Source organism: Streptomyces sp. NPDC014864 (genome assembly GCF_043081525.1).
Lineage (GTDB): Bacteria > Actinomycetota > Actinomycetes > Streptomycetales > Streptomycetaceae > Streptomyces.
In genome coordinates this window covers 288,937-310,871 of sequence record NZ_JBIBWT010000006.1, presented here as the reverse complement: position 1 = coordinate 310,871, position 21,935 = coordinate 288,937, and the positions used below count along the sequence as shown (strand labels likewise).

The window sequence follows — 21,935 nt, the reverse complement described above, 5'->3', positions numbered from 1 at the left end:
CTCCCCCGACTGGACTCGAACCAGTAACCTGCCGGTTAACAGCCGGCTGCTCTGCCAATTGAGCTACGGAGGAATGCCTCGTTGCATCGAACGCACCTACCTGGGTATTCGCCAGAGGGCGGGCGCTCGCTGCGACACATACATTAGCGCAAGCAGGGGGGTGCTCCGCCAATCGGTATCCCCGGGCTTGGACCACGACGCAAGGGAAGGGTGGCCGCCATGCGTTACCGGCTCACGTTCATCACCGGGCTCGCTCTGGGTTACGTGCTGGGCACGAGGGCCGGACGTGAGCGCTACGAGCAGCTGAAGAAGTCCGCCCGCCAGGTCGCGCAGAACCCGGCGGTGCGCAATACCGCGGAGTCGGCGGCACAACAGGGCCGTCAGTTCGCGGGCAAGGCGTACCACGCGGTGAGCGAGAAGGTCGGCGACCACATGCCCGAGTCGGTGACCCAGCGCGTGCACTCCCTGCGCGGGCGCCACACCAACGGCAACCGCCCCGACGACTGGGGCACCAGCGACACGTAGCGCCCACGACGCCTCGACCGACGGGCCGCTCCCGGCACACGGGGGCGGCCCGTCGAGACGTACGTCACAGGCGCGCTCCGCACCCCGACGCTCCCTGCGGCACCGACCCGGCACGGTCACCCCTCGCGGTGCGGCAGAATTTTAGCCATGGGGATAGTCGCCGGGCTGGACAGTTCGCCCGATTTCACTCGCATCGTGGTCTGCGACACGGACTCGGGGGCCGTGCTCAGGCAGGGCTATGCGCCGCATCCGGTGGAGAATCCCGAGGGCGGACGGCCCGCCGACGTCGATCCGCAGGCGTGGCTGCTGTCGCTCGGCGAGGCGGCCGGCGGCGGACTGCTGGAGAGCGTGCAGGCCATCGGCGTGTCCGCGCAGCAGAACGCGCTGATCCCGCTGGACGCGCAGGGCAACACCGTGCGGCCCGCGCTGGTCGGCGGCGACCGGCGGGCCCAGGTGGCCGCCGCCGACCTGATCGACGCGCTCGGCGGGCGCGAGGCGTGGGCGCGGGCGGTGGGGTCGGTGCCGCAGGCCGCGCAGCCGGTGACCAAGCTGCGCTGGCTCGCCAGGAACGAGCCCGACGCCGCCCGGCGCATCGCCGGCCTGCTGCAGGCGCACGACTGGCTGGTGTGGCAGCTGCTCGGGCGGCCGGCCCGCCGGACCACGGACCGCGGTGGTGCGTCCGGGACCGGCTACTGGTCCGCGGCGACCGGCGCCTACCGGGCCGACCTGGTCGAGCTGGCGCTCGGTCAGCAGGTCTCGCTGCCCGAGGTGATCGGGCCCGCCGAGGCGGCCGGCACGACCCCGGAGGGCCTGCTGATCTCGGCCGGGACCGGGGAGACGATGGCCGCAGCCTTCGGGCTCGGGCTGGGTCTCGGCGACGCGGTGGTGTCGCTCGGCGCCTCCGGGTCGGTGATGGCCGTGCATCCCGAGGCGCTCGTCGACCAGAGCGGAATGATCACCTCGCTCGCCGACGCCACCGGTATGCACCTGCCGGTCGTCACCACGCTCAACGCCGTACGGACCCTGCGCGGCACCGCCGAACTGCTCGGCCTGCCCGACCTGGAGAGCCTGTCCGACCTGGCGATGAAGTCCACCCCGGGGTCCCACGGGCTCGTCCTGCTCCCCTATCTGGAGGGCGAGCGCACGCCGAACCTGCCGCACACGGCCGGCACACTGGCGGGCCTGAGACGGGAGTCCATGAAGCCGGAGCACCTGGCGCGGGCCGCCTTCGAGGGCATGTTGTGCGGGCTCGCGGACGCGCTCGACGTGCTGCGCGGCCGGGGCGTGGAGGTGCGCCGGATCTTCCTGCTCGGGCCGGCCGCCGAGCTGTCCGCCGTGCAGGCGGCGGCGCCCTCGCTGTTCGGGACGCAGGTCGTGGTGCCGCAGCCCGCGGACTACGCCGCGATCGGCGCCGCCCGGCAGGCCGCCTGGGCGCTCGGCGTCTCCCAGGGCGCCCTCGACCCGCGCACCCCGCCGGCCTGGCAGGGCGCGGTCGCCCAGGTCCTGGAGCCCGGCGACGACCTGGCGGTGGGCCAGGCGGTGCGCCAGCAGTACGTGTCGGTGCGCGAGCAGACCCACCCCGGCGCGCTCCGGTCGTGAAACCGGGGCGGCCCGGGGTCTCGGGCCGGGCGGGACGGTCACCCGTACGGGGACGTTTCCCTCCGCGACGGTCACCCGTTCAGGGGCAGACCGGGAAACCGGGGACCTAGGACCGACGGCTGACGGGCCGTCGGTCGTTGGCCCGCTGTCGGGTTAATCGGTTGAGGTAACACGGGTGGAGTGTCCGACGATAGGGGCCAGGGGACATCGACCACTCCCCACCGCCGACTCCGAGAGACCCAGCGTGCTCATACGACTTCTGCGGACCTATCTCAGGCCGTACCGAAAACCCATCGCCGTACTGGTGCTGCTGCAGTTCGTGCAGACCTGCGCCACCCTCTACCTGCCCACCCTGAACGCCCACATCATCGACGAGGGCGTCGTGAAGGGCGACACCGGTTACATCCTCACGTACGGCGCCCTGATGATCGGCATCTCGCTGGCGCAGGTCGTCTGCAACATCGGTGCCGTCTACTACGGCGCCCGGACCGCGGCGGCGCTCGGCCGCGACGTGCGCGCCGCCGTCTTCGACCGGGTGCAGTCCTTCTCCGCGCGCGAGGTCGGCCACTTCGGCGCGCCCTCCCTCATCACCCGGACCACCAACGACGTCCAGCAGGTGCAGATGCTGGCGCTGATGACGTTCACCCTGATGGTGTCGGCGCCCATCATGTGCGTGGGCGGCATCGTGATGGCGCTCGGCCTGGACGTACCGCTGTCCGCCGTGCTGGTCGCGGTCGTTCCCGTGCTCGGCGTCTGCGTCACCCTGATCGTGCGCCGGCTGCGCCCGCTGTTCCGCTCCATGCAGGTGCGCCTGGACACGGTGAACCGGGTGCTGCGCGAGCAGATCACCGGCAACCGGGTGATCCGCGCCTTCGTCCGCGACGACTACGAGAAGGACCGCTTCCGCCGGGCCAACACCGACCTGACCGACATGTCGCTGGCCACCGGGCGGCTGCTCGCGCTGATGTTCCCGATCGTCATGACGGTGGTGAACCTGTCGTCCATCGCCGTGGTGTGGTTCGGCGCGCACCGCATCGACAGCGGCGGGATGCAGATCGGCGACCTGACGGCGTTCCTCGCCTATCTGATGCAGATCGTGATGTCCGTGATGATGGCGACCTTCATGTTCATGATGGTGCCGCGCGCGGAGGTGTGCGCCGAGCGCGTCCAGGAGGTCCTCGGCACCGAGTCCAGCGTGGTGCCGCCGCTCGCGCCGGTCACCGAACTGCGCCGGCACGGCCATCTGGAGATCCGCGCGGGCGGCTTCCGCTATCCGGGGGCCGAGGAGCCCGTGCTGCGCGCCGTCGAACTGGTGGCCCGGCCCGGCGAGACGACGGCCGTCATCGGCTCGACCGGCAGCGGCAAGTCCACGCTGCTGGGGCTGGTGCCCCGCCTGTTCGACGCCACCGAGGGCGAGGTCCTCGTCGACGGGGTGGACGTGCGGACCGTCGATCCCGAACTGCTGGCCCGGACGGTGGGGCTGGTGCCGCAGAAGCCGTACCTGTTCGCCGGCACCGTGGCGACCAACCTGCGCTACGGCAATCCGGGCGCCACGGACGAGGAACTGTGGCACGCGCTGGAGGTGGCGCAGGCCAAGGACTTCGTGACCGCGCTGGAGGGCGGCCTCGACGCGCCGATCGCGCAGGGCGGCACCAACGTCTCCGGCGGCCAGCGCCAGCGTCTGGCCATCGCCCGCACCCTGGTGCAGCGCCCGGAGATCTACCTCTTCGACGACTCCTTCTCCGCCCTCGACTACGCCACCGACGCGGCGCTGCGGGCGGCCCTGGCCGAGGAGACGGCGGAGGCGACCGTCGTCATCGTCGCCCAGCGTGTGGCCACCATCCGGGACGCCGACCGGATCGTCGTCCTGGACGAGGGGCGGGTCGTCGGCACCGGCCGCCACCACGAACTGATGGCGGACAACGAGACCTACCGGGAGATCGTCCTCTCCCAGCTGACGGAAGCGGAGGCTGCCTGATGGCCGGGCCGATGGGGCGGATGATGGCCGGGGGCGGCCCCGACAACCGCTCGATGGACTTCAGGAAGTCGGGCGCACGGCTCATCGCCCGGTTCCGACCCGAACGGGTCACGATCTACGGGCTGATCCTGTGCGTGGTCCTCAGCGTCACCCTGAGCGTGATCGGCCCGAAGATCCTCGGCCGGGCGACCGACCTGGTCTTCGGGGGGATCGTCGGACGGCGGATGCCGTCCGGGCCGACCAAGGAGCAGGTCCTCGACTCCATGCGGCAGCGGGGCCAGGGCGACATCGCCGACATGCTGAAGGGCACGGACTTCACCCCCGGCAAGGGCATCGACTTCGGCGCCGTGGGGAACGTGCTGCTGCTCGCGCTCGGCACGTTCCTCCTCGCCGGCCTGCTGATGGCGGTGGCGACCCGGCTGGTGAACCGGTCGGTCAACCGGACCATGTTCCGGATGCGCGAGGACGTCCAGGCGAAGCTGTCGCGGCTGCCGCTGTCGTACTTCGACAAGCGGCAGCGCGGCGAGGTGCTCAGCCGGGCCACCAACGACATCGACAACATCGGGCAGACGCTCCAGCAGTCGATGGGGCAGCTCATCAACTCGCTGCTGACCATCATCGGCGTGCTCGTGATGATGTTCTACGTCTCCTGGCTGCTCGCGCTGGTCGCCCTGGTGACGGTGCCGCTGTCGTTCGTCGTCGCCACCCGCATCGGCAAGCGGTCGCAGCCGCAGTTCGTGCAGCAGTGGCGCTCCACCGGCAAGCTCAACGCCCATATCGAGGAGATGTACACCGGGCACACCCTGGTGAAGGTGTTCGGGCGGCAGGAGGAGTCGGCGCGGCAGTTCGCCGAGCAGAACGAGGCGCTGTACGAGGCCGGGTTCCGGGCGCAGTTCAACAGCGGGATCATGCAGCCGCTGATGATGTTCGTGTCGAACCTGAACTACGTGCTGGTCGCGGTCGTCGGCGGGCTGCGGGTCGCCTCGGGCGCCCTGTCCATCGGTGACGTGCAGGCCTTCATCCAGTACTCGCGGCAGTTCTCGATGCCGCTGACGCAGGTCGCCTCGATGGCCAACCTGGTGCAGTCGGGCGTCGCCTCGGCCGAGCGGATCTTCGAACTCCTGGACGCGGAGGAGCAGGAGGCGGATCCGGTGCCGGCCACGCGGCCGGAGGAACTGCGCGGACGGGTCGCGCTGGAACACGTCTCCTTCCGCTACGACCCCGACAAGCCGCTGATCGAGGACCTGTCCCTGAAGGCGGAGCCCGGCCACACCGTCGCGATCGTCGGCCCCACCGGCGCGGGCAAGACCACCCTGGTCAACCTGCTCATGCGGTTCTACGAGGTGTCCGGCGGGCGCATCACCCTCGACGGCGTCGACGTCGCGCGGATGTCCCGGGACGAACTGCGCTCCGCGATCGGCATGGTGCTCCAGGACACCTGGCTGTTCGGCGGCACGATCGCGGAGAACATCGCCTACGGCGCCTCCCGCGAGGTCACCCGCGGGGAGATCGAGGAGGCGGCGCGGGCCGCGCACGCGGACCGGTTCGTCCGCACCCTGCCCGACGGCTACGACACCGTGATCGACGACGAGGGCTCCGGGGTGAGCGCGGGCGAGAAGCAGCTCATCACCATCGCGCGGGCGTTCCTGTCCGACCCGGTGATCCTGGTCCTCGACGAGGCGACCAGTTCCGTCGACACCCGTACCGAGGTGCTCATCCAGAAGGCGATGGCCAAACTCCAGCACGGCAGGACGTCGTTCGTCATCGCGCACCGGCTCTCCACGATCCGGGACGCGGACACGATCCTCGTCATGGAGAACGGGTCCATCGTCGAACAGGGCGCGCACGACGAACTGCTGGCCGCCGACGGGGCCTACGCACGGCTGTACAAGGCCCAGTTCGCGCAGGCGGTCGCCGAGGTCGACTAGGGGGCCTGTCCGGCCGTACGCCGTCATGGGGGGCCGCTCGCCCGGGGTGAGCGGCCCTCCGGTCAGTCCAGGTAGCCGCGGAGCTGGTCGGCGAAGGCGTGGTCGCGCAGCTTGCTGAGGGTCTTGGACTCGATCTGGCGGATCCGCTCCCGCGTCACGCCGAAGATGCGCCCTATCTCCTCCAGGGTGCGCGGACGGCCGTCGACGAGGCCGTAGCGGAGCTGGACCACCTTCCGCTCCCGCTCCCCGAGCGTCGACAGGACGGCCTCCAGGTGCTCCCGGAGCAGCAGGAACGCGGCCGACTCCACGGGGGAGGCGGCGTCGCCGTCCTCGATGAGGTCGCCGAGGGCGACATCGTCCTCCTCGCCGACCGGAGCGTGCAGGGAGACCGGCTCCTGGGCCAGCCGCAGCACCTCTCTGACCCGCTCGGGCGGGAGGTCGAGGTGGCCGGCGACCTCCTCGGGGGTGGGCTCGTAGCCCCGCTCCTGGAGCATCCGGCGCTGGACGCGGACGACACGGTTGATGAGTTCGACGACGTGGACCGGGACGCGGATGGTGCGGGCCTGGTCGGCGAGGGCGCGGGACATCGCCTGGCGGATCCACCAGGTGGCGTAGGTGGAGAACTTGTAGCCGCGGGCGTAGTCGAACTTCTCCACCGCCCGGATCAGGCCCAGGTTGCCCTCCTGCACCAGGTCGAGCATGGTCAGCCCGCGGCCGATGTACCGCTTGGCGACGGAGACGACGAGCCGCAGGTTCGCCTCGATCAGACGGCGCTTGGCCATCCGTCCCAGCACCACGAGCCGGTCCAGGTCGAGCGCGAGCCGGCTGTCCAGGTCCGGAGTGCTGCCCAGCTTCTCCTCGGCGAACAGCCCGGCCTCCACCCGGCGGGCCAGTTCGACCTCCTCGGCCGCGGTGAGCAGCGGGATCCGGCCGATCTCGCGCAGGTACTGGCGGAAGAGGTCCGAGGAGGGGCCGCCGGTCTCGGTGCGGGTCGGGGCCGGTACGGCGGGCTCGGCCGGCCCGGCGGCCCCGGCGTCCTCCAGGGCTTCGGCGGGCGGTTCCTCCAGCGCGCCGGCGGGCGGTTCCCCGGGTCCGGCGGGATCCGCGGCCGGGCCGTCCGGCTCCGCCTCCAGGCGGAGCGTGACCCGGTCCTGCGGGGGTACGGCGGCGACCGCGAGGCCGCCGGCGACATCGGTCTGGGCGAGGGTCTGGGTCTGCACGGGGGCGACCTCCAGGATGATCGCTGCCAGGGGGAGCGGCAGCGGTACTCGGGGGGCGGAGTCGGCGGCCACGCCGCTGTCCGTCCCGTACGCGATGAGTGGAACCGCGGGGGTGTAGGACCCGTGGGGGACGGATCGGCCGCGCTCCGAGGACTCAGGCACCGGACCCAGTGTGGGGTACGACACATCACTGCCACGAGGGGCGTGCGGTGACTTTTTGCGATCGGCCCGTGACCGCGCGATTACGGTGACGGCAAACCCGGATGCCCCCGCGCGTACTGATCTGGCAATATCCCCGGGTGTCCGCATCCTTGTACGAAAGCCATGTGACGGTCCGTTGCGACAGCCCCGCCGACTCCGAGCGGCTCACCGGCTGGGCGGCCGCGGCCGGCCTGAAGCTCACCCTCATCGAACTGGCCCGAGGACGGATGCGATCGCAGCCCATGCTGACCCTGACGGGCGCGAGGAGCCACGACGCGGCCAGGACGCAGGCCGAGAGCACCGCGGCGCGACTGCGGGCGGACGGGTTCGCGCCGGTGCGGGTGAAGACGGAGTCGGCGCCGTGGGCGCCGGAGGTACCGGCCGAACCGTGGGGCGGGGCACAGTACTTCGAGCACCATGTGAAGTGGAACCACTTCGTGGCGGAGTACCCGCAGCACCGGGACGACGAGCAGATGTTCGTCGACCGGCTGGTCCGTGCCGTCGCCCCGACCTTCGAGGGCGGGTCACAGGGCGTCGGTGCCGTGCACCCTTAGCGCCTGGTCGTACTGCTGGAGCACCCACAACTCGTTCTGCACGGCGGCCAGTTCGGCCGGGTCGCCGCCGGCGCCCAGACGGGTGAGCCGGGACTGGATGTCGCGGACGCGGCGCTCCACCGCGCGGCGGCGCACGGTGACCAGTTGGGCGCCCGCGTAGACCTCGTCCGCCCCCTTGGCTCCCCTGGGCATCATGATCGCCTCGACGGCCAGCTCCGTGACCATCGCGCGGACGCTGTCGTCGGGGGCCAGCTCCCGGACCCGCACCAGGTACTCCTGGGGGTCCTGGACGCCGTACTCCGCGCCGCCCGCGTCCAGGACGGCCTGGCGTACGGCGGCGTAGGGCGGGGCGGTGAACTCGTCGACGCCGTACGCGTCGAAGGCCGGGGAGACCAGTTCGGGGCGCTGGAGGGCGAGCTTCAGCAACTCGCGCTCGGTGGCGTGCACGGGGTTGCGCAGGTGCAGGGCGGGACCGCGGGCCGGGGACGCGGCGGCCGCGTACCGCTGCGGGGAGCGCTGCTGCTGGCGGTCCGGCGCCTGGCCCCGGCCGCCGTCGCGCGCCCAACGGGCCAGCTGCGCCACCCGCTTGACCACGAACTGGGTGTCGAGGATGCCGAGCAGCCCGGCGAGCTGCACCGCGACCTCGTGCTGCGCGCCGCTGTTCTTGATCCGCGCCACGATCGGCGCCGCCTCGTCCAGCGCGGCCGCGCGGCCCGCGGGGGTGTCGAGGTCGTAGCGCGCCACCATCTGGCGCAGCGCGAACTCGAACAGGGGGGTGCGCGGTTCGACCAGGTCGGCGACCGCCTCGTCGCCCTTGGCCAGACGCAGTTCGCAGGGGTCCATGCCGTCCGGGGCGATCGCGATGTAGGTCTCGGCGGCGAACTTCTGGTCGTCCTCGAAGGCGCGCAGGGCGGCCTTCTGGCCGGCCGCGTCCCCGTCGAAGGTGAAGATCACGCGAGCCGAGCCGTTGTCCATCAGCAGCCGGCGCAGGATCTTGATGTGGTCACCGCCGAAGGCCGTGCCGCAGGTCGCGATCGCGGTGGTCACCCCGGCGAGGTGGCAGGCCATGACGTCGGTGTAGCCCTCGACGACGACGGCGCGGCTGGACTTGGCGATGTCCTTCTTGGCCAGGTCGATGCCGTAGAGGACCTGGGACTTGCGGTAGATCGCGGTCTCGGGGGTGTTGAGGTACTTCGGGCCGCTGTCGGCCTCGTAGAGCTTGCGGGCGCCGAAGCCCACCACCTCGCCGCCGATGTCGCGGATCGGCCACATCAGACGGCCGCGGAAGCGGTCGATCGGGCCGCGGCGGCCCTCCTGGGACAGGCCGGAGAGCAGGAGCTCCTTGTCGGTGAAGCCCTTGCCGCGCAGGAAGCGGGTGAGGTGGTCCCAGCCCTGCGGGCTGTAGCCGACGCAGAAGTGCTGGGCGGCGGCCTGGTCGAACCCGCGCTCGGCGAGGAAGACCCGGCCGGTCTCGGCCTCGGCGCCGGCGGCGAGCTGCTCGGCGTACCACTCGGCGGCCAGTTTGTGCGCCTCTACCAGGCGGATGCGCTCGCCGCGCTGGTGGGAGGGGTTGTACCCGCCCTCCTCGTAGCGCAGGGTGATGCCGGCCTGGCCGGCCAGGCGCTCGACCGCCTCCGAGAAGGAGAGGTGATCGATCTTCATCACGAACGTGATGGTGTCGCCGCCCTCCTGGCAGCCGAAGCAGTGGAAGAGCCCCTTGCTCGGGCTGACCTGGAAGGACGGGGACTTCTCGTCGTGGAACGGGCACAGGCCCTTCAGGTTGCCGCCGCCCGCGTTCCGCAGCTGGAGGTACTCGGACACCACGGCGTCGATCGGGACCGCGTCCCGTACCGCCTTCACGTCCTCGTCGTTGATCCGTCCTGCCACGCGTGAATTCTACGGGGCGGGACGGACACTCCCCGCGCTACGGGACCAGGCTCTCCAGCGGTACGCGCGGGTCGGCGAGCGCCTCGGTGTCCACGGGCGCCTTGGCACGGATCAGCCGCTGCACGGTCTCTGTGACGTCCCACACATTCACGTTCATCCCGGCGAGGACCCGGCCCTGCTTCGCCCAGAACGCGATGAACTCGCGCTTCCCGGCGTCCCCGCGGATCACCACCTCGTCGTACGACCCCGGGGGCGCCCAGCCGGAGTACTCCATGCCCAGGTCGTACTGGTCGGAGAAGAAGTAGGGCACGCGGTCGTAGGTGACGTCCTTGCCGAGCATCGCGCGGGCCGCGGCCGGTCCGCCGTTGAGCGCGTTGGCCCAGTGCTCGACGCGCAGCCGGGTGTCGAAGAGGGCGTGCGGGAAGGCGGCGACGTCCCCGGCGGCGTGGATGTCCGGGTCGGAGGTGCGCAGCCGCTCGTCGACGACGATGCCGCCGCCATGCTCGCGGCCGGCGATCTCCAGGCCCGCGGCCTCGGCGAGCGAGACGCGGGGCGCGGCGCCGATCGCGGCGAGCACGTCGTGGCAGGGGTGCTCCTCACCGTCGTCGGTGCGGGCGGCCAGCACCATGCCGTCCTGCCCGACGATCTCGGTGAGCCGGGCGCCGAAGTGGAAGCGGACGCCGCGCTCACGGTGCAGCTCGGCGAAGAGCTGCCCGAGCTCGGGGCCGAGCACGGCGTGCAGGGGCGTGGCGGACGGCTCGACGACGGTGACCTCGGCGCCGTACTCGCGGGCCGCCGCGGCGACCTCCAGGCCGATCCAGCCGGCGCCCGCGATGACCAGGTGGCCGTTGTCCCGTCCGAGGTGGGCCAGGACGCCCTTGAGGCGCTCGGCGTGGGCGAGGCGGCGCAGGTGGTGGACGCCCGCGAGGCCGGTGCCGGGGATGTCCAGGCGGCGCGGCTCGGCGCCGGTGGCCAGCAGCAGCTTGTCGTAGCGGACATGGGTGCCGTCGTCGCCGTAGTGGACGGTCTTCGCGGCGCGGTCGATCGCCACGACCGTCTGGCCGAGGTGCAGCTCGACGTCGTTGCGCGCGTACCAGGCGGGCTCGTGGACGAAGACGCTGTCGCGCTCGTCCTTGCCGAGCAGGTAGCCCTTGGACAGCGGGGGCCGCTCGTAGGGGTGGTCGCGCTCGTCGCAGATGAGGATCACGCGGCCGCTGAAGCCCTCCGCGCGGAGGGTCTCGGCCGCCTTCGCGCCGGCGAGACCACCTCCGACGATGACGAATGTCTGATCCGCGTCGACCACTTGATGCCTCCTCGTAACGGTGCCGCCATCTGCGAGCGTCCCGCACGGAGCGTGATGCGGGAAGAGGGAGTGACCCGATCAGGCCACGGAGGGTCACCTTCGGGCCCCTTGGATCACCTGGGTCCCGTGCGCACCTGCGGGGCCCTCGCCCGTGTCATATGTGCCCCGTCAGACGGGCGTGAAGCGAACGGGCCGAGGCGTCGGTGAGGGAGGCGATCTGGTCGACGACGACGCGCTTGCGGGCACGGTCGTCGCCCGCCTGGTCGAACAGGGCGCGGAACTGCGGGTCGAGGCCGTCGGGGGCGCGGGCGGTGAGGGCCTCGGCCAGCTCGGCGACCACGATCCGCTGGTCGGCGCGGAGCCGCTCCTGCTCGGCGCGCTGCATCACGTACCGGTCGGCGACCGCCTTGAGGACGGCGCACTCCATGCGGGCGGCGCGCGGGACGACGAGCTCGGCGCCGTACCGCGTCAGGCGGCCGCTGCCGTACTCCTCCCGGGTGGCGCCCTCGGCGGCCAGGCAGAAGCGGCCGATGAGCTGGCTGGTCGCGTCCTTCAGGCGGGCCTGGGCGACGGCCGAGCCGTCGTAGCCGTGCGGCCACCACTCCTGGTCCAGGAGGCGGTCCAGGGCCTCCGCGAGTTCCTCGGTGTCGGTGTCCGCGGGCACGTACCGTCCGACGGCGACCTCGAAGACCGCCTGCCGCTCGGGCTCGGCGTGCAGGCAGTTGGGGTCGATGTGGCCGGCGTGCAGGCCGTCCTCCACGTCGTGCACCGAGTACGCCACGTCGTCCGACCAGTCCATGACCTGGGCCTCGAAGCACGTGCGCGTGCCGGGGGCCTCCTTGCGGATCCAGTCGAAGACGGGCCGGTCGTCCTCGTAGACGCCGAACTTGCCGGACGCCGGGTCGGTGGGGTGGGCGCCGCGCGGCCAGGGGTACTTGGTGGCGGCGTCGAGGGTGGCCCGGGTGAGGTTGAGGCCGACGCTGACGAGGCCGTCGGTCTCCGGGTCGCGGACGAACCGCTTGGGTTCGATGCGGGTGAGCAGCCGCAGCGACTGGGCGTTGCCCTCGAAGCCGCCGCAGTCGCGCGCGAACTCGTTGAGCGCCTGTTCGCCGTTGTGCCCGAAGGGCGGGTGGCCCAGGTCGTGGGAGAGGCAGGCCGCCTCCACCAGGTCGGGGTCGCAGCCGAGGGCGGCGCCCAGCTCGCGGCCGACCTGGGCGCACTCCAGCGAATGGGTGAGCCGGGTGCGGGGGCTGGCGTCCCAGACCTGGCTGCGCGTCCCCGGGGTGACCACCTGCGTCTTGCCCGCGAGGCGTCGCAAGGCGGCGGAGTGCAGCACGCGCGCGCGGTCGCGCTGGAAGGCGGTGCGGCCGGGCCGCTTGTCGGGCTCGACGGCCCAGCGCTCGACGGCCGACGCCTCGTAACCGACGGGCGGTACGTGGTTCTCGTAGGTCCGTGATTCCGTCTCGTACGTCCGCGGTGCCCCGGGAGCGATGCCTTCCATGCCTCGACAGTAAGCGCAGGCAGTGACATTCGGGACGTCAGCGTCCGTTTCCCGTGGCGCTTTCAGGCCGAGGCGAGCGCCGGTCCGGCCGTGGTCTCGGGCGCGGCGAGGACCTGGTCGTAGCGGTGCAGGACCAGGCGGGCCATCGCCGGGTGGTCGCCGAGCGGGGCGGCGGTGATTCCGGGCGCGGCCTCGGCGCACTGGGTGGCGAAGCGGCCGGGGGCGGTGAAGCAGGAGGCGACGGCGACGCGGTGGCGGCCCCGGGCGGCCAGGGCGCGCAGGGCCTCCGGGACGGTGGGCGTGGCGGCGGAGGCGTAGGCGGCGACGACGGGCACGCCGAGGCGCTCGGCCAGCAGCCGGGCGGTGGTGCGGGTGTCGGCCGCGGACTCGGGGTCGCGGGAGCCGGCCGCGGCGAGGACCACCCCGCTCGCGCGCCGGGCCGCGCCGCCCGCGCCCGGGCGCCAGCCGGCCTCCACCAGCCGGTCGTACAGGGTCTCCACGAGCAGCGGGTGCGGGCCGAGCGGGGCGGCCACCCTCGCGTGTGCCGGGGCGGCCGCCGCCGCCTCGGGGATGTCCCGCTTGACGTGGTGGCCACGGCTGAGGAGCAGCGGCACCAGCACGGCGGGGGCGCCCGCCAGGTCCGCGAGGGTGTCCGGGAGCAGCGGCTCGTTCAGTTCGATGTGGCCGAGACGCACGGGCAGCCCGGGGCGCAGTTCGCGGACCCGGTCCATGAGGGCCCGCACGGTGGTCAACGCGCGCGGGTCGCGGCTGCCGTGCGCCACGAGGACGAGGGCGGGCGGCCCGGGGCGGCGCCTGCCGTCGAGCGCGACCAGGCTGAGCCGGCCGGCCAGGTGACTGCTGATGCTGTTCATGATCTGCGCCGTGCTGTCGAGGTGGACACCGCCGGGCGGGGGGCCGCCGGGGCGCTGGAAGGACTCGTCGCGAGAAGGGTTCGACGCCGTCATGCAGGGATTCTCCCGGCCGCGGATTGCGCCGCCGTTGCGTGACCGTGACAGGTGTTTTCCACGGGATCACCGGGCGGCGCGAGGGAGTGTGAGGGAGAGCGGGGCACGTTTCGGGGCGTACGGGCGTCGGTGTCCGCCGTGCGCGGGCTGTTGCGAAGGTGGTGCGCGGGAAGCGAACCGGGGTGCCGCGCGCCGCGTCCTCCATGATCGGGGCAGGCCCGAGCGGGCCGCCCGGGGAGGGGACGTCCGATGCGCCGACCGAGGCCGCCACGACCGCGTCTGCCGCGTCTGCCGCGCACGCGGGACGGGCGGCGGCGCCTGGTGCAGGCGCTGGTGGCCGGGTGCGTGCTGGCGCTGCTTCCGGCGACCTGGATGTACACGGTGACCGGTGACCGCCTGCGCACCACGGCGGACGTGCCGCGCACCGAGGTCGCCGTCGTGTTCGGGGCCGGTCTGTGGGACGGCGAGCCGTCGCCGTACCTCGCGCACCGCCTCGACGCGGCGGCCGAGCTGTACCGCGCGGGCCGGATCAGGGCCGTCCTGGTCACCGGCGACAACAGCCGCGACGACTACGACGAACCGGACGCCATGCGGGCGTACCTCACCCGGCACGGCGTCCCCGGCCCCCGGATCGTGACCGACTACGCCGGCTTCGACACCTGGGACTCCTGCGTGCGCGCCAGGAAGATCTTCGGGGTGCGCCGGGCGGTGCTGATCAGCCAGGCGTTCCACATCCGCCGGGCCGTCGCCCTGTGCGACGCGGCGGGCGTCGCCTCCTGGGGCGTCGGCGTGCAGGACAAGCACGACGTGACCTGGTATTACGGCGGAACCCGCGAGGTCTTCGCGGCGGGCAAGGCGGCCCTGGACGTGCTGTTCCAGCCCGATCCGCGGTTCCTCGGGCCGAAGGAGCCGGGGGTGGCCCGCGCCCTGGCCGACGGCCGCTGACCTCCACCTCACGGCGGGCGGGGGCGGACGGGGAGGTCACCGTCCCGGCCGTGTAACAGCGGGCCGCCCGGGCCCGTAACACGCCCGACGCACGCTGGGCGGCATGCAGACCTCCGCGACGCCCACGCACTGCCCGTACTGCGCCCTGCAGTGCGGGATGAATCTCACGCCCGTCCCCGGCGGCGGCGTCGAGGTGACCGAGCGCGCGGACTTCCCGGTCAACCGGGGGGCGTTGTGCGGCAAGGGCCGTACGGCGCCGGCGGTGCTCTCCTCCCGGGTGCGGCTGACCTCCCCGCTGGTGCGCTCCGGCGACGGCACGCTCACGCCCGCGACCTGGGAGGAGGCCCTGGACCGGATCGCCGAGGGGCTCTCCCGGGCGCGCACCGCGCACGGCCCGGACGCCTGCGGGGTGTTCGGCGGGGGCGGTCTGACCAACGAGAAGGCGTACGCGCTGGGCAAGTTCGCCCGGGTGGTGCTCGGCACCTCGCAGATCGACTACAACGGCCGCTTCTGCATGTCGTCGGCGGCGGCCGCCGGGACGAAGGCGTTCGGGCTGGACCGGGGCCTGCCGTTCCCGCTGGAGGACATCCCGAGGACGGGCTGTGTGATCCTGGTCGGCTCCAACCCGGCGGAGACGATGCCGCCGTCGCTGCGGTACTTCAACGAGCTGCGCGAGAACGGCGGCACACTCGTCGTCGTCGATCCCCGCCGCACCCGGACCGCCGAGCAGGCCGACCTTCATCTGGCCCCCCGTCCGGGCACCGACCTCGCGCTGGCGCTGGGCCTGCTGCACCTGATCGTCGCCGAGGGCCGCACCGACGAGGCGTACATCCGCGAGCGCACCACCGGCTGGGAGGAGGCGCGCGCGGCGGCCATGGCGCACTGGCCGGAGCACGTGGAGCGGATCACCGGGGTGCCGGTCCCGCAACTGCGCGAGGCGGTACGGCTGTTCTGCGAGCCGGAGGCCGCGATGGTGCTCACCGCGCGCGGCCCCGAGCAGCAGTCCAAGGGCACCGACACCGTGGGCGCGTGGATCAACCTGTGCCTGGCGACCGGGCGCGCGGGCCGCCCGCTGTCCGGGTACGGCTGCCTGACCGGGCAGGGCAACGGGCAGGGCGGGCGCGAACACGGCCAGAAGGCCGACCAGTTGCCCGGCTACCGCAAGCTGACCGACCCGGCCGCGCGTCGGCACGTGGCCGAGGTGTGGGGCGTGGACCCGGACGCGCTGCCGGGTCCGGGGCGCAGCGCGTACGAACTGCTGGACGCGCTCGGCACGGACATCCGCACGCTGCTGCTGATGGGTTCCAACCCGGTGGTCTCGGCACCCCGCGCCGCCCATGTGGAGGAGCGGCTGCGGTCGCTGGACTTCCTGGCGGTGTGCGACGTGGTGCTGTCCGAGACGGCGGCCCTCGCGGACGTCGTCCTGCCGGTCACGCAGTGGGCCGAGGAGACGGGCACGACGACCAGCCTGGAGGGGCGGGTGCTGCTGCGGCGGCGCGCGCTCACCCCGCCGGACGGGGTTCGCAGCGACCTGGAGGTGCTGCACGAACTCGCGGCGCGCCTGGGGGTGGAGAAGGGCTTCCCGACCGACCCCGAGGAGGTCTTCGAGGAGCTGCGCCGGGCCAGCGCGGGCGGCCCGGCCGACTACTCCGGGATCACCTACCGCAGGCTGGCGGACGAGAACGGCGTGTTCTGGCCCTGTCCCGCGCCGGCCGGGGACGCGGAGCACACGGAGGAGGCGAACGGCGGCGAGGGCGACGGGGCCGCCGTGCCCGCCACCACGTCCACCGGCGCCTCCACCGCGACGTCCACCACGTCCACCGCCTCCGCGGCGGACGGCGAGGACGCCTGCCTGGACGTCGCCGCGGACGACCCGGCGCGCGACGACGTCTCCGTTGCTCCCCCGCCGCTCGAAGTCCTTTCCGCCGACCACCGGTCCGGCGCCTCGACCGGCATTCCCGGCTCCGGCACCCCCGGCGCCCCGTCCGGCGCCCCCGGGCCGGAGCCCCACCCCGGCACCCCCCGGCTGTTCCTCGACCGGTTCGCCACCGAGGACGGGCGGGCCCGGTTCGCGGCCGTGTCGCACCGGCCCGCCGCGGAGGAACCGGACGACGAGTACCCGGTGCTCTTGACGACCGGGCGGGTGGTGGCCCAGTACCAGTCCGGCGCCCAGACCCGGCGGGTGGACGAGCTGAACGCCGCCGCGCCCGGCCCGTTCGTCGAACTGCACCCGCGGCTGGCGGCGCGGCTCGGGGCGGCCGAGGGCGACCCGGTCGCGGTCGTCTCACGGCGCGGGCGGGCGGTGGCCCCCGCCCGGATCACCACCGGCATCCGGCCGGACACGGTGTTCATGCCCTTCCACTGGGCGGGCGAGGGACGCGCCAACACCCTGACCAACCCGGCGCTCGACCCGGCCTCGCGGATGCCGGAGTTCAAGGTGTGCGCGGTACGGGTGGAGGCCGTGAAGTCCTGAACGAGGGGAGGAAGCTGAGGTTCCGTCAGCTCCGGATCCGCCAGTCGCCACCCTCGATCCGCCTCCCGCCCGCCCGCAGCCGTGCCGCGGCGGGCGGCGCGGCGACGTACACCCAGGCCTGCATCACCAGGCCGTCGCGCGCGCGGACGACCCCCCGCTCCACCCGTTCGTACAGGTTCCGCGCGTCGCCGGGCGCGTACTCCTCCAGCCGGTCCAGGACGGCCAGCAACTCCCGGTAGTCCCCGGGCCGTGCGGTGACGAGCTCGCCGTGCACCACGCCGCCGGGCTCGTCGACGGCGTACGGATAACCGGGCCCGTCGTAGAGAACGGATCCGGTCAGCCTGCCGGGTTCCTCGGAGCTGGTGCGACCGCGCAGAAACCGGTCGTGGTTGGTCTCACCTGGGCGAAGAGTGCCGTAGACGAAGAACGGGAGAGTCACAGAAACGATTCTCTCCCCTCACACATCCCCCCGCCTGCGCTATGGACATGACATGTCATGGCCCCTTAAATCTCAGTCATCACCAGCGCCACCCCCACGCGCCCGAGGGCGCCCGCGCTCAAGGAGAACGATGAGTCGGACACGGCACTCCCGAGGTTCCCGTCTGGCCACGGCCGGCATAGCCGCCACCGCAGCCACCCTGCTGGCCGCCGCACTCTCCCCCACCGCGCACGCGGACGGCAGACCGACCCGGTCCACCGCGATCCAGAACGCCGCCTCCGCGCTCGCGGACCACGCCACCTCCCTGGGCCTCACCGCGGCCCAGGACACCACCGTACGGGACGTGGTCGTCGACAAGGACGGCACCCAGCACGTCCGCTACGACCGGACGTACAAGCAACTCCCGGTCCTCGGCGGTGACTTCGTGGTCCACCTGGCCCCCGACGGCGCCTACCGCAGCGCCAACCGGGCCACCAGGAGCGCCATCTCCCTCCAGAGCGTCACCCCGACGGTGAGCGCGCCCAAGGCCGCCGACCTCGCGGTGAACGCGCTGCGCGCCGCCAACCTCGGCGAGACGCTGCGCCGGGTCACGGCCAAGCCCCACCTCCTCGTCGACGCCCTGCACGGCACCCCGCGCCTGGCCTGGCGCACCGACGCCGTCGCGCAGGACTCCCGCGGCAACCCGGTCGCCCGTACGGTGCTGACCGACGCGCGCACCGGCGCGCAGATCGACAGCTGGGACAGCATCGAGACGGCCACCGGCGACGGCAAGGGGCTCTACAGCGGCACGGTGCCGCTGGAGACCACCCTGTCGGGATCCACGTACCAGATGAAGGACCCGACGCGCGGCAACACGTACACCGGTGACGCCGCGAACAAGACCGACCTCTGCTTCTTCGGCATCTGCTTCCAGCGCGCCCCCGCGACGCTCTTCACGGACGCCGACAACCACTGGGGCACGGGCACGACGGCGGACCGGGCGTCGGCGGCCGTGGACGCGCAGTACGGCACCAACGCGACCTGGGACTACTACAAGAACGTCCACGGCCGCAACGGCATCGCGGGCGACGGCAAGGGCTCGTACAACCGCGTCCACTACGGCAGCAACTACAACAACGCCTTCTGGGACGACAGCTGCTTCTGCATGACGTACGGCGACGGCGACGGCAGCACGTTCGGGCCGCTGGTGGCCCTGGACGTGGCCGGGCACGAGATGTCGCACGGCGTGACGTCGAAGACCGCGGCGCTGACCTACTCGGGCGAGTCCGGCGGCCTGAACGAGGCCACCTCGGACATCTTCGGCACACTGGTGGAGTGGTACGCCAACAACTCCTCCGACCCCGGCGACTACCTCATCGGCGAGGAGATCGTCCGCTCGGGCTTCGGCAAGGCGGCGCTGCGGTTCATGGACAAGCCGTCCAAGGACGGCAACTCGGCGGACTGCTGGAGCAGTTCGGTGGGCAACCTCGACGTCCACTACTCCTCCGGCGTCGCCAACCACTTCGCCTACCTGCTCTCCGAGGGCAGCGGCGCGAAGACGATCAACGGCGTCAGCTACGACTCCCCGACCTGCAACGGGTCCTCGGTCACCGGCCTCGGCAGGGACAAGCTGGGCAAGATCTGGTACCGCGCGCTGACCGTCTACATGACGTCGTCCACGAACTACGCGGGCGCGCGCACCGCGACGCTCAACGCGGCGAAGGACCTCTACGGCGCCGGCAGCGCGGAGTACAACGCGGTGGCGGCGGCCTGGAGCGCAGTCAACGTCGGCTGATCCGGCACGCCGCACCGCTCCCGTGCGCACGACGCACCGCCCCTGAGCGGACGACGCACCACCCCGCGCGAAGGAGGCCGGCCCCCGGTGGGGCCGGCCTCTGGCGCGTGTACGGCATCGGGGTGAGCGCCACGGAGGCGGCCCAGCGCACGACGGCGGCCCGGTCACCCGTTCACCCCCGTGGCCCGCACCCTTCGGGATGTTTTCGACGGCCCGTCAGCATGACAGCCGTGACCTGCCCAAACCTGCTCCGCCCGGCCCCTCGGGCCGTCTCATGGACACCCATTCATCCTACTTTCTGACTCTTTGTCGAAAGGCGAGCCTGCCCTGGGGCGGCTTATCTCGGAAGGGCAGGGGCGCGACCGACACGGCGGCACACGGAGATGCCGCGGGCCGCGACCCACCGCAGAGCTCGAAGGAGCACCGATGCGACGACCCGCCCGTCCGCTGACCGGGGCCGCGCTCGCCGTAGCCGCCGCGAGCGGCCTCGCCGCGCCCGCGTACGCCGCGGACACCGCCGGCCTGGAGGTGTACCCGTCCCCGGTGGTGCCGGGCGGTCAGGTCACCGTGAACACGAAGGCGTGCGGCGAGAAGGCCACCGCGGCGGGCGACGCCAGCGCGGTCGGTGCCGGGCCCTTCACGCTGGCGCCCAGCGCGCACGAGGGCGACGCGATCGGCCAGTTCCGGGTGCCGGAGAGCGCCCAGCAGGGCACGTACGAGATCGTCGTGCGGTGCGCCGAGGGCGGCAAGGAGGTCAGGGGCGACCTGGTGGTCACGCTGACCGCGGTGCGCGGGCAGGTGCTGCCCCGAGGAAGTGTGAAGACGGGGGTCGGCGGCGCGCTGGGCCCCGACCCCGTGCAGTCCGCGGCCGGCGTGGCGGCTCTCGCCGTCGCCGCCGCGGGCGGTACCTGGCTCCTGCACCGCCGGGCGAGAGGCGACGGGATCTGACGGGCGCCCTCCGCTGTCCGTCCGCCAGTACCGCACGCCTCTCCCCCTCCGGGTCCGACGCCCCTCGTGGCCCGGAGGGGCGGGGCACCGAGTCCGGAAGAGAGTGCGTATGCGCAGGATAGGCAACACCTCCATAGCCACCGTCACCATGGCCGCCCTCTGCGGCGGCGCCTGGCTGCTGCACGGCGCCGGGCACGCCCCGCCCCAGCCCTCCGTGGCCGAGGGTCTGCCCGACCCCGGTGAGGCACGGCTCACGGCCCCCGCGCTGCCGCCGTCCCCGCCGGACCGCATCCGCATCCCCTCGATCCGGGTGAACGCCCCGCTGATGGGCCTGCGCCTCACCAGCTCCGGCAGCCTCGACGTCCCGCCCGCCGGGCAGAAGAACCTCGCCGGCTGGTACGAGGCGGGCACCACCCCGGGCGAGACCGGCACCGCGATCGTCGCCGGCCACGTCGACAACACCGAGGGACCGGCCGTCTTCTACGACCTCGGCGCCGTGAAGAAGGGCAGCGCCATCGAGGTGGACCGGCGGGACGGCTCCGTGGCCCGCTTCACCGTGGACGCGGTCGAGGTCTACGCGGCGAGGAACTTCCCCGACGGCAAGGTGTACGGCGCCGCGAAGCGCCCCGAGCTGCGGGTGATCACCTGTGGCGGCGGCTACTCGCGGACCACCGGCTACCAGGGCAACGTGGTCGTCTTCGCCCATCTGACCGGCAGCAGTTGACCGGGAGCCGCCGACCGGCCCGCGGCCGCCCCGGCCACCGCAGTCGAAGCCCGATCTCCCGGGGCTCAGGCCCCTACGCCACCCACTGCTCGTACGCCAGGTTCGCCACCAGCGCGAACACCACCGTCAGCAGCACCACGCGGACGAAGCCGCTGCCCTTCTTCAGCGCGGTGCGCGCGCCCAGGGTGCCGCCCGCCAGGTTGAACACGGCCATCAGCGCCGCCAGTTGCCACAGGACCGTGCCCTGCCAGGCGAAGGTGGCCAGGGCGCCCGCGTTGGTGCAGCAGTTGACGATCTTGGCCGTGGCGGAGGCGGTCACCAGGTCGAGGTGCAGGACCGCGGTGAGCGCCAGCACCAGGAAGGTGCCGGTGCCGGGGCCGACGAAGCCGTCGTAGAAGCCGATGCCGAGGCCCGCGAGGCCGATCGCGGCCAGCACCTGGCGGCGGGTGGCCGGGCCGGGCGCGGGGGCGGTGCCGAACGCGGGCCGCAGGATCACGAAGGCCGCGACCGCGAGCAGCACCACCATGATCAGCGGCTTGAGGACCTCGGTGCTCATCCCGGCGGCGAAGAAGGCGCCCGCGCCGGACCCGGCGAGCGCCGCGAGACCGATGCGGACGGCGGTGCGCACGTCGACGGGCGCGCGGCGGGCGTACGTCACGGCCGCGCCCGTGGTGCCGACGATGCCGACCGCCTTGTTGGTGCCGAGCGCGTACGCCGCCGGGGTGCCGCCCGGCAGCCCGAGCAGCAGTGCGGGCAGCAGCAGCAGCCCGCCGCCGCCGACCACGGCGTCGATCCACCCGGCCGCGAGGGCGGCGAGGCACAGCAGGGCGACCACGGTCGGCGATATCTCGGGCATGATCGCGACCCTAGAGACGCGATGCGTGTGCCGTCCATGCACCTGAGGGACTTCAGAGCTTGGCCGCCCGCGCACCCCGCACACCCCACGGCACCGTCCCGGCCCGCGCACACCT

Annotated in this window: 17 protein-coding genes and 1 tRNA gene; 10 read left to right on the top strand and 8 right to left on the bottom strand. The window is 72.9% G+C overall.

The genetic code is table 11. The annotated features are described in order from the left end of the window. Nucleotides 1-73 (bottom strand) — tRNA-Asn (locus ACF1A5_RS13790). A gap of 146 nt (nucleotides 74-219) precedes the next feature. On the opposite strand from ACF1A5_RS13790, the gene ACF1A5_RS13785 reads away from it, so the two are divergent. From ACF1A5_RS13785 to ACF1A5_RS13770, 4 genes are all read left to right on the top strand, one after another. Further along, nucleotides 220-525 carry a YtxH domain-containing protein gene (locus tag ACF1A5_RS13785; protein ID WP_392193030.1) on the top strand — a complete coding sequence of 102 codons (306 nt, stop codon included), beginning with the start codon at nucleotides 220-222 and terminating at the stop codon, nucleotides 523-525. 147 nt (nucleotides 526-672) lie between these two features. After that, nucleotides 673-2,124, top strand: coding sequence for an FGGY family carbohydrate kinase (locus tag ACF1A5_RS13780; RefSeq protein WP_392193029.1), 1,452 nt, complete (start codon nucleotides 673-675; stop codon nucleotides 2,122-2,124). A gap of 244 nt (nucleotides 2,125-2,368) precedes the next feature. Beyond that, nucleotides 2,369-4,102, top strand: coding sequence for an ABC transporter ATP-binding protein (locus ACF1A5_RS13775; RefSeq protein WP_392193028.1), 1,734 nt, complete (start codon nucleotides 2,369-2,371; stop codon nucleotides 4,100-4,102). Continuing rightward, nucleotides 4,102-6,030, top strand: coding sequence for an ABC transporter ATP-binding protein (locus ACF1A5_RS13770; protein ID WP_392193027.1), 1,929 nt, complete (start codon nucleotides 4,102-4,104; stop codon nucleotides 6,028-6,030). The genes ACF1A5_RS13775 and ACF1A5_RS13770 overlap by 1 nt, the downstream gene beginning before the upstream one ends. 62 nt (nucleotides 6,031-6,092) lie before the next feature. Here ACF1A5_RS13770 and ACF1A5_RS13765 read toward each other — a convergent pair whose 3' ends face one another. Then, nucleotides 6,093-7,412, bottom strand: coding sequence for an RNA polymerase sigma factor (locus ACF1A5_RS13765; RefSeq protein ID WP_392193026.1), 1,320 nt, complete (start codon nucleotides 7,410-7,412; stop codon nucleotides 6,093-6,095). 137 nt (nucleotides 7,413-7,549) lie between these two features. On the opposite strand from ACF1A5_RS13765, the gene ACF1A5_RS13760 reads away from it, so the two are divergent. Beyond that, nucleotides 7,550-8,005: a hypothetical protein gene (locus ACF1A5_RS13760; protein ID WP_392193025.1), complete on the top strand. Its 456-nt coding sequence runs from the start codon at nucleotides 7,550-7,552 to the stop codon at nucleotides 8,003-8,005. On the opposite strand, the gene dnaG is transcribed toward ACF1A5_RS13760, so the two are convergent. From dnaG to ACF1A5_RS13740, 4 genes are all read right to left on the bottom strand, one after another. After that, a complete protein-coding gene (dnaG, locus tag ACF1A5_RS13755; RefSeq protein ID WP_392193024.1) occupies nucleotides 7,976-9,892 on the bottom strand; it encodes a DNA primase in 1,917 nt (638 codons plus the stop codon). The genes ACF1A5_RS13760 and dnaG overlap by 30 nt on opposite strands. Nucleotides 9,893-9,929: 37 nt before the next feature. Further along, nucleotides 9,930-11,195, bottom strand: coding sequence for an NAD(P)/FAD-dependent oxidoreductase (locus ACF1A5_RS13750; protein WP_392193023.1), 1,266 nt, complete (start codon nucleotides 11,193-11,195; stop codon nucleotides 9,930-9,932). 154 nt (nucleotides 11,196-11,349) lie between these two features. Then, the gene (locus ACF1A5_RS13745; RefSeq protein WP_392193022.1) at nucleotides 11,350-12,696 is read right to left on the bottom strand and encodes a deoxyguanosinetriphosphate triphosphohydrolase; all 1,347 of its coding nucleotides are present in this window, start codon (nucleotides 12,694-12,696) and stop codon (nucleotides 11,350-11,352) included. Nucleotides 12,697-12,758: 62 nt separating this feature from the next. Then, complete coding sequence (locus tag ACF1A5_RS13740; protein WP_392193021.1) at nucleotides 12,759-13,661, bottom strand: sirohydrochlorin chelatase; 903 nt, start codon at nucleotides 13,659-13,661, stop codon at nucleotides 12,759-12,761. A 249-nt stretch (nucleotides 13,662-13,910) separates the two neighbouring features. Between ACF1A5_RS13740 and ACF1A5_RS13735 the strand changes: the two genes are divergently transcribed. After that, nucleotides 13,911-14,606: a vancomycin high temperature exclusion protein gene (locus tag ACF1A5_RS13735; RefSeq protein WP_392193020.1), complete on the top strand. Its 696-nt coding sequence runs from the start codon at nucleotides 13,911-13,913 to the stop codon at nucleotides 14,604-14,606. Nucleotides 14,607-14,709: 103 nt separating this feature from the next. Beyond that, nucleotides 14,710-17,079 (top strand): molybdopterin oxidoreductase family protein, encoded by a 2,370-nt coding sequence (locus tag ACF1A5_RS13730; RefSeq protein WP_392193019.1) that lies wholly within the window; start codon nucleotides 14,710-14,712, stop codon nucleotides 17,077-17,079. Nucleotides 17,080-17,104: 25 nt separating this feature from the next. On the opposite strand, the gene ACF1A5_RS13725 is transcribed toward ACF1A5_RS13730, so the two are convergent. Then, complete coding sequence (locus tag ACF1A5_RS13725; RefSeq protein WP_392193018.1) at nucleotides 17,105-17,518, bottom strand: gamma-glutamylcyclotransferase family protein; 414 nt, start codon at nucleotides 17,516-17,518, stop codon at nucleotides 17,105-17,107. Nucleotides 17,519-17,648: 130 nt separating this feature from the next. On the opposite strand from ACF1A5_RS13725, the gene ACF1A5_RS13720 reads away from it, so the two are divergent. From ACF1A5_RS13720 to ACF1A5_RS13710, 3 genes are all read left to right on the top strand, one after another. Further along, nucleotides 17,649-19,292 (top strand): M4 family metallopeptidase, encoded by a 1,644-nt coding sequence (locus ACF1A5_RS13720; protein WP_392193017.1) that lies wholly within the window; start codon nucleotides 17,649-17,651, stop codon nucleotides 19,290-19,292. A 426-nt stretch (nucleotides 19,293-19,718) separates the two neighbouring features. Continuing rightward, nucleotides 19,719-20,240: a hypothetical protein gene (locus tag ACF1A5_RS13715; protein ID WP_392193016.1), complete on the top strand. Its 522-nt coding sequence runs from the start codon at nucleotides 19,719-19,721 to the stop codon at nucleotides 20,238-20,240. Nucleotides 20,241-20,349: 109 nt separating this feature from the next. Next, complete coding sequence (locus ACF1A5_RS13710) at nucleotides 20,350-20,964, top strand: class F sortase (RefSeq protein ID WP_392193015.1); 615 nt, start codon at nucleotides 20,350-20,352, stop codon at nucleotides 20,962-20,964. A 73-nt stretch (nucleotides 20,965-21,037) separates the two neighbouring features. Here ACF1A5_RS13710 and ACF1A5_RS13705 read toward each other — a convergent pair whose 3' ends face one another. After that, nucleotides 21,038-21,820: a sulfite exporter TauE/SafE family protein gene (locus ACF1A5_RS13705; protein WP_392193014.1), complete on the bottom strand. Its 783-nt coding sequence runs from the start codon at nucleotides 21,818-21,820 to the stop codon at nucleotides 21,038-21,040. Nucleotides 21,821-21,935 lie beyond the last annotated feature (115 nt).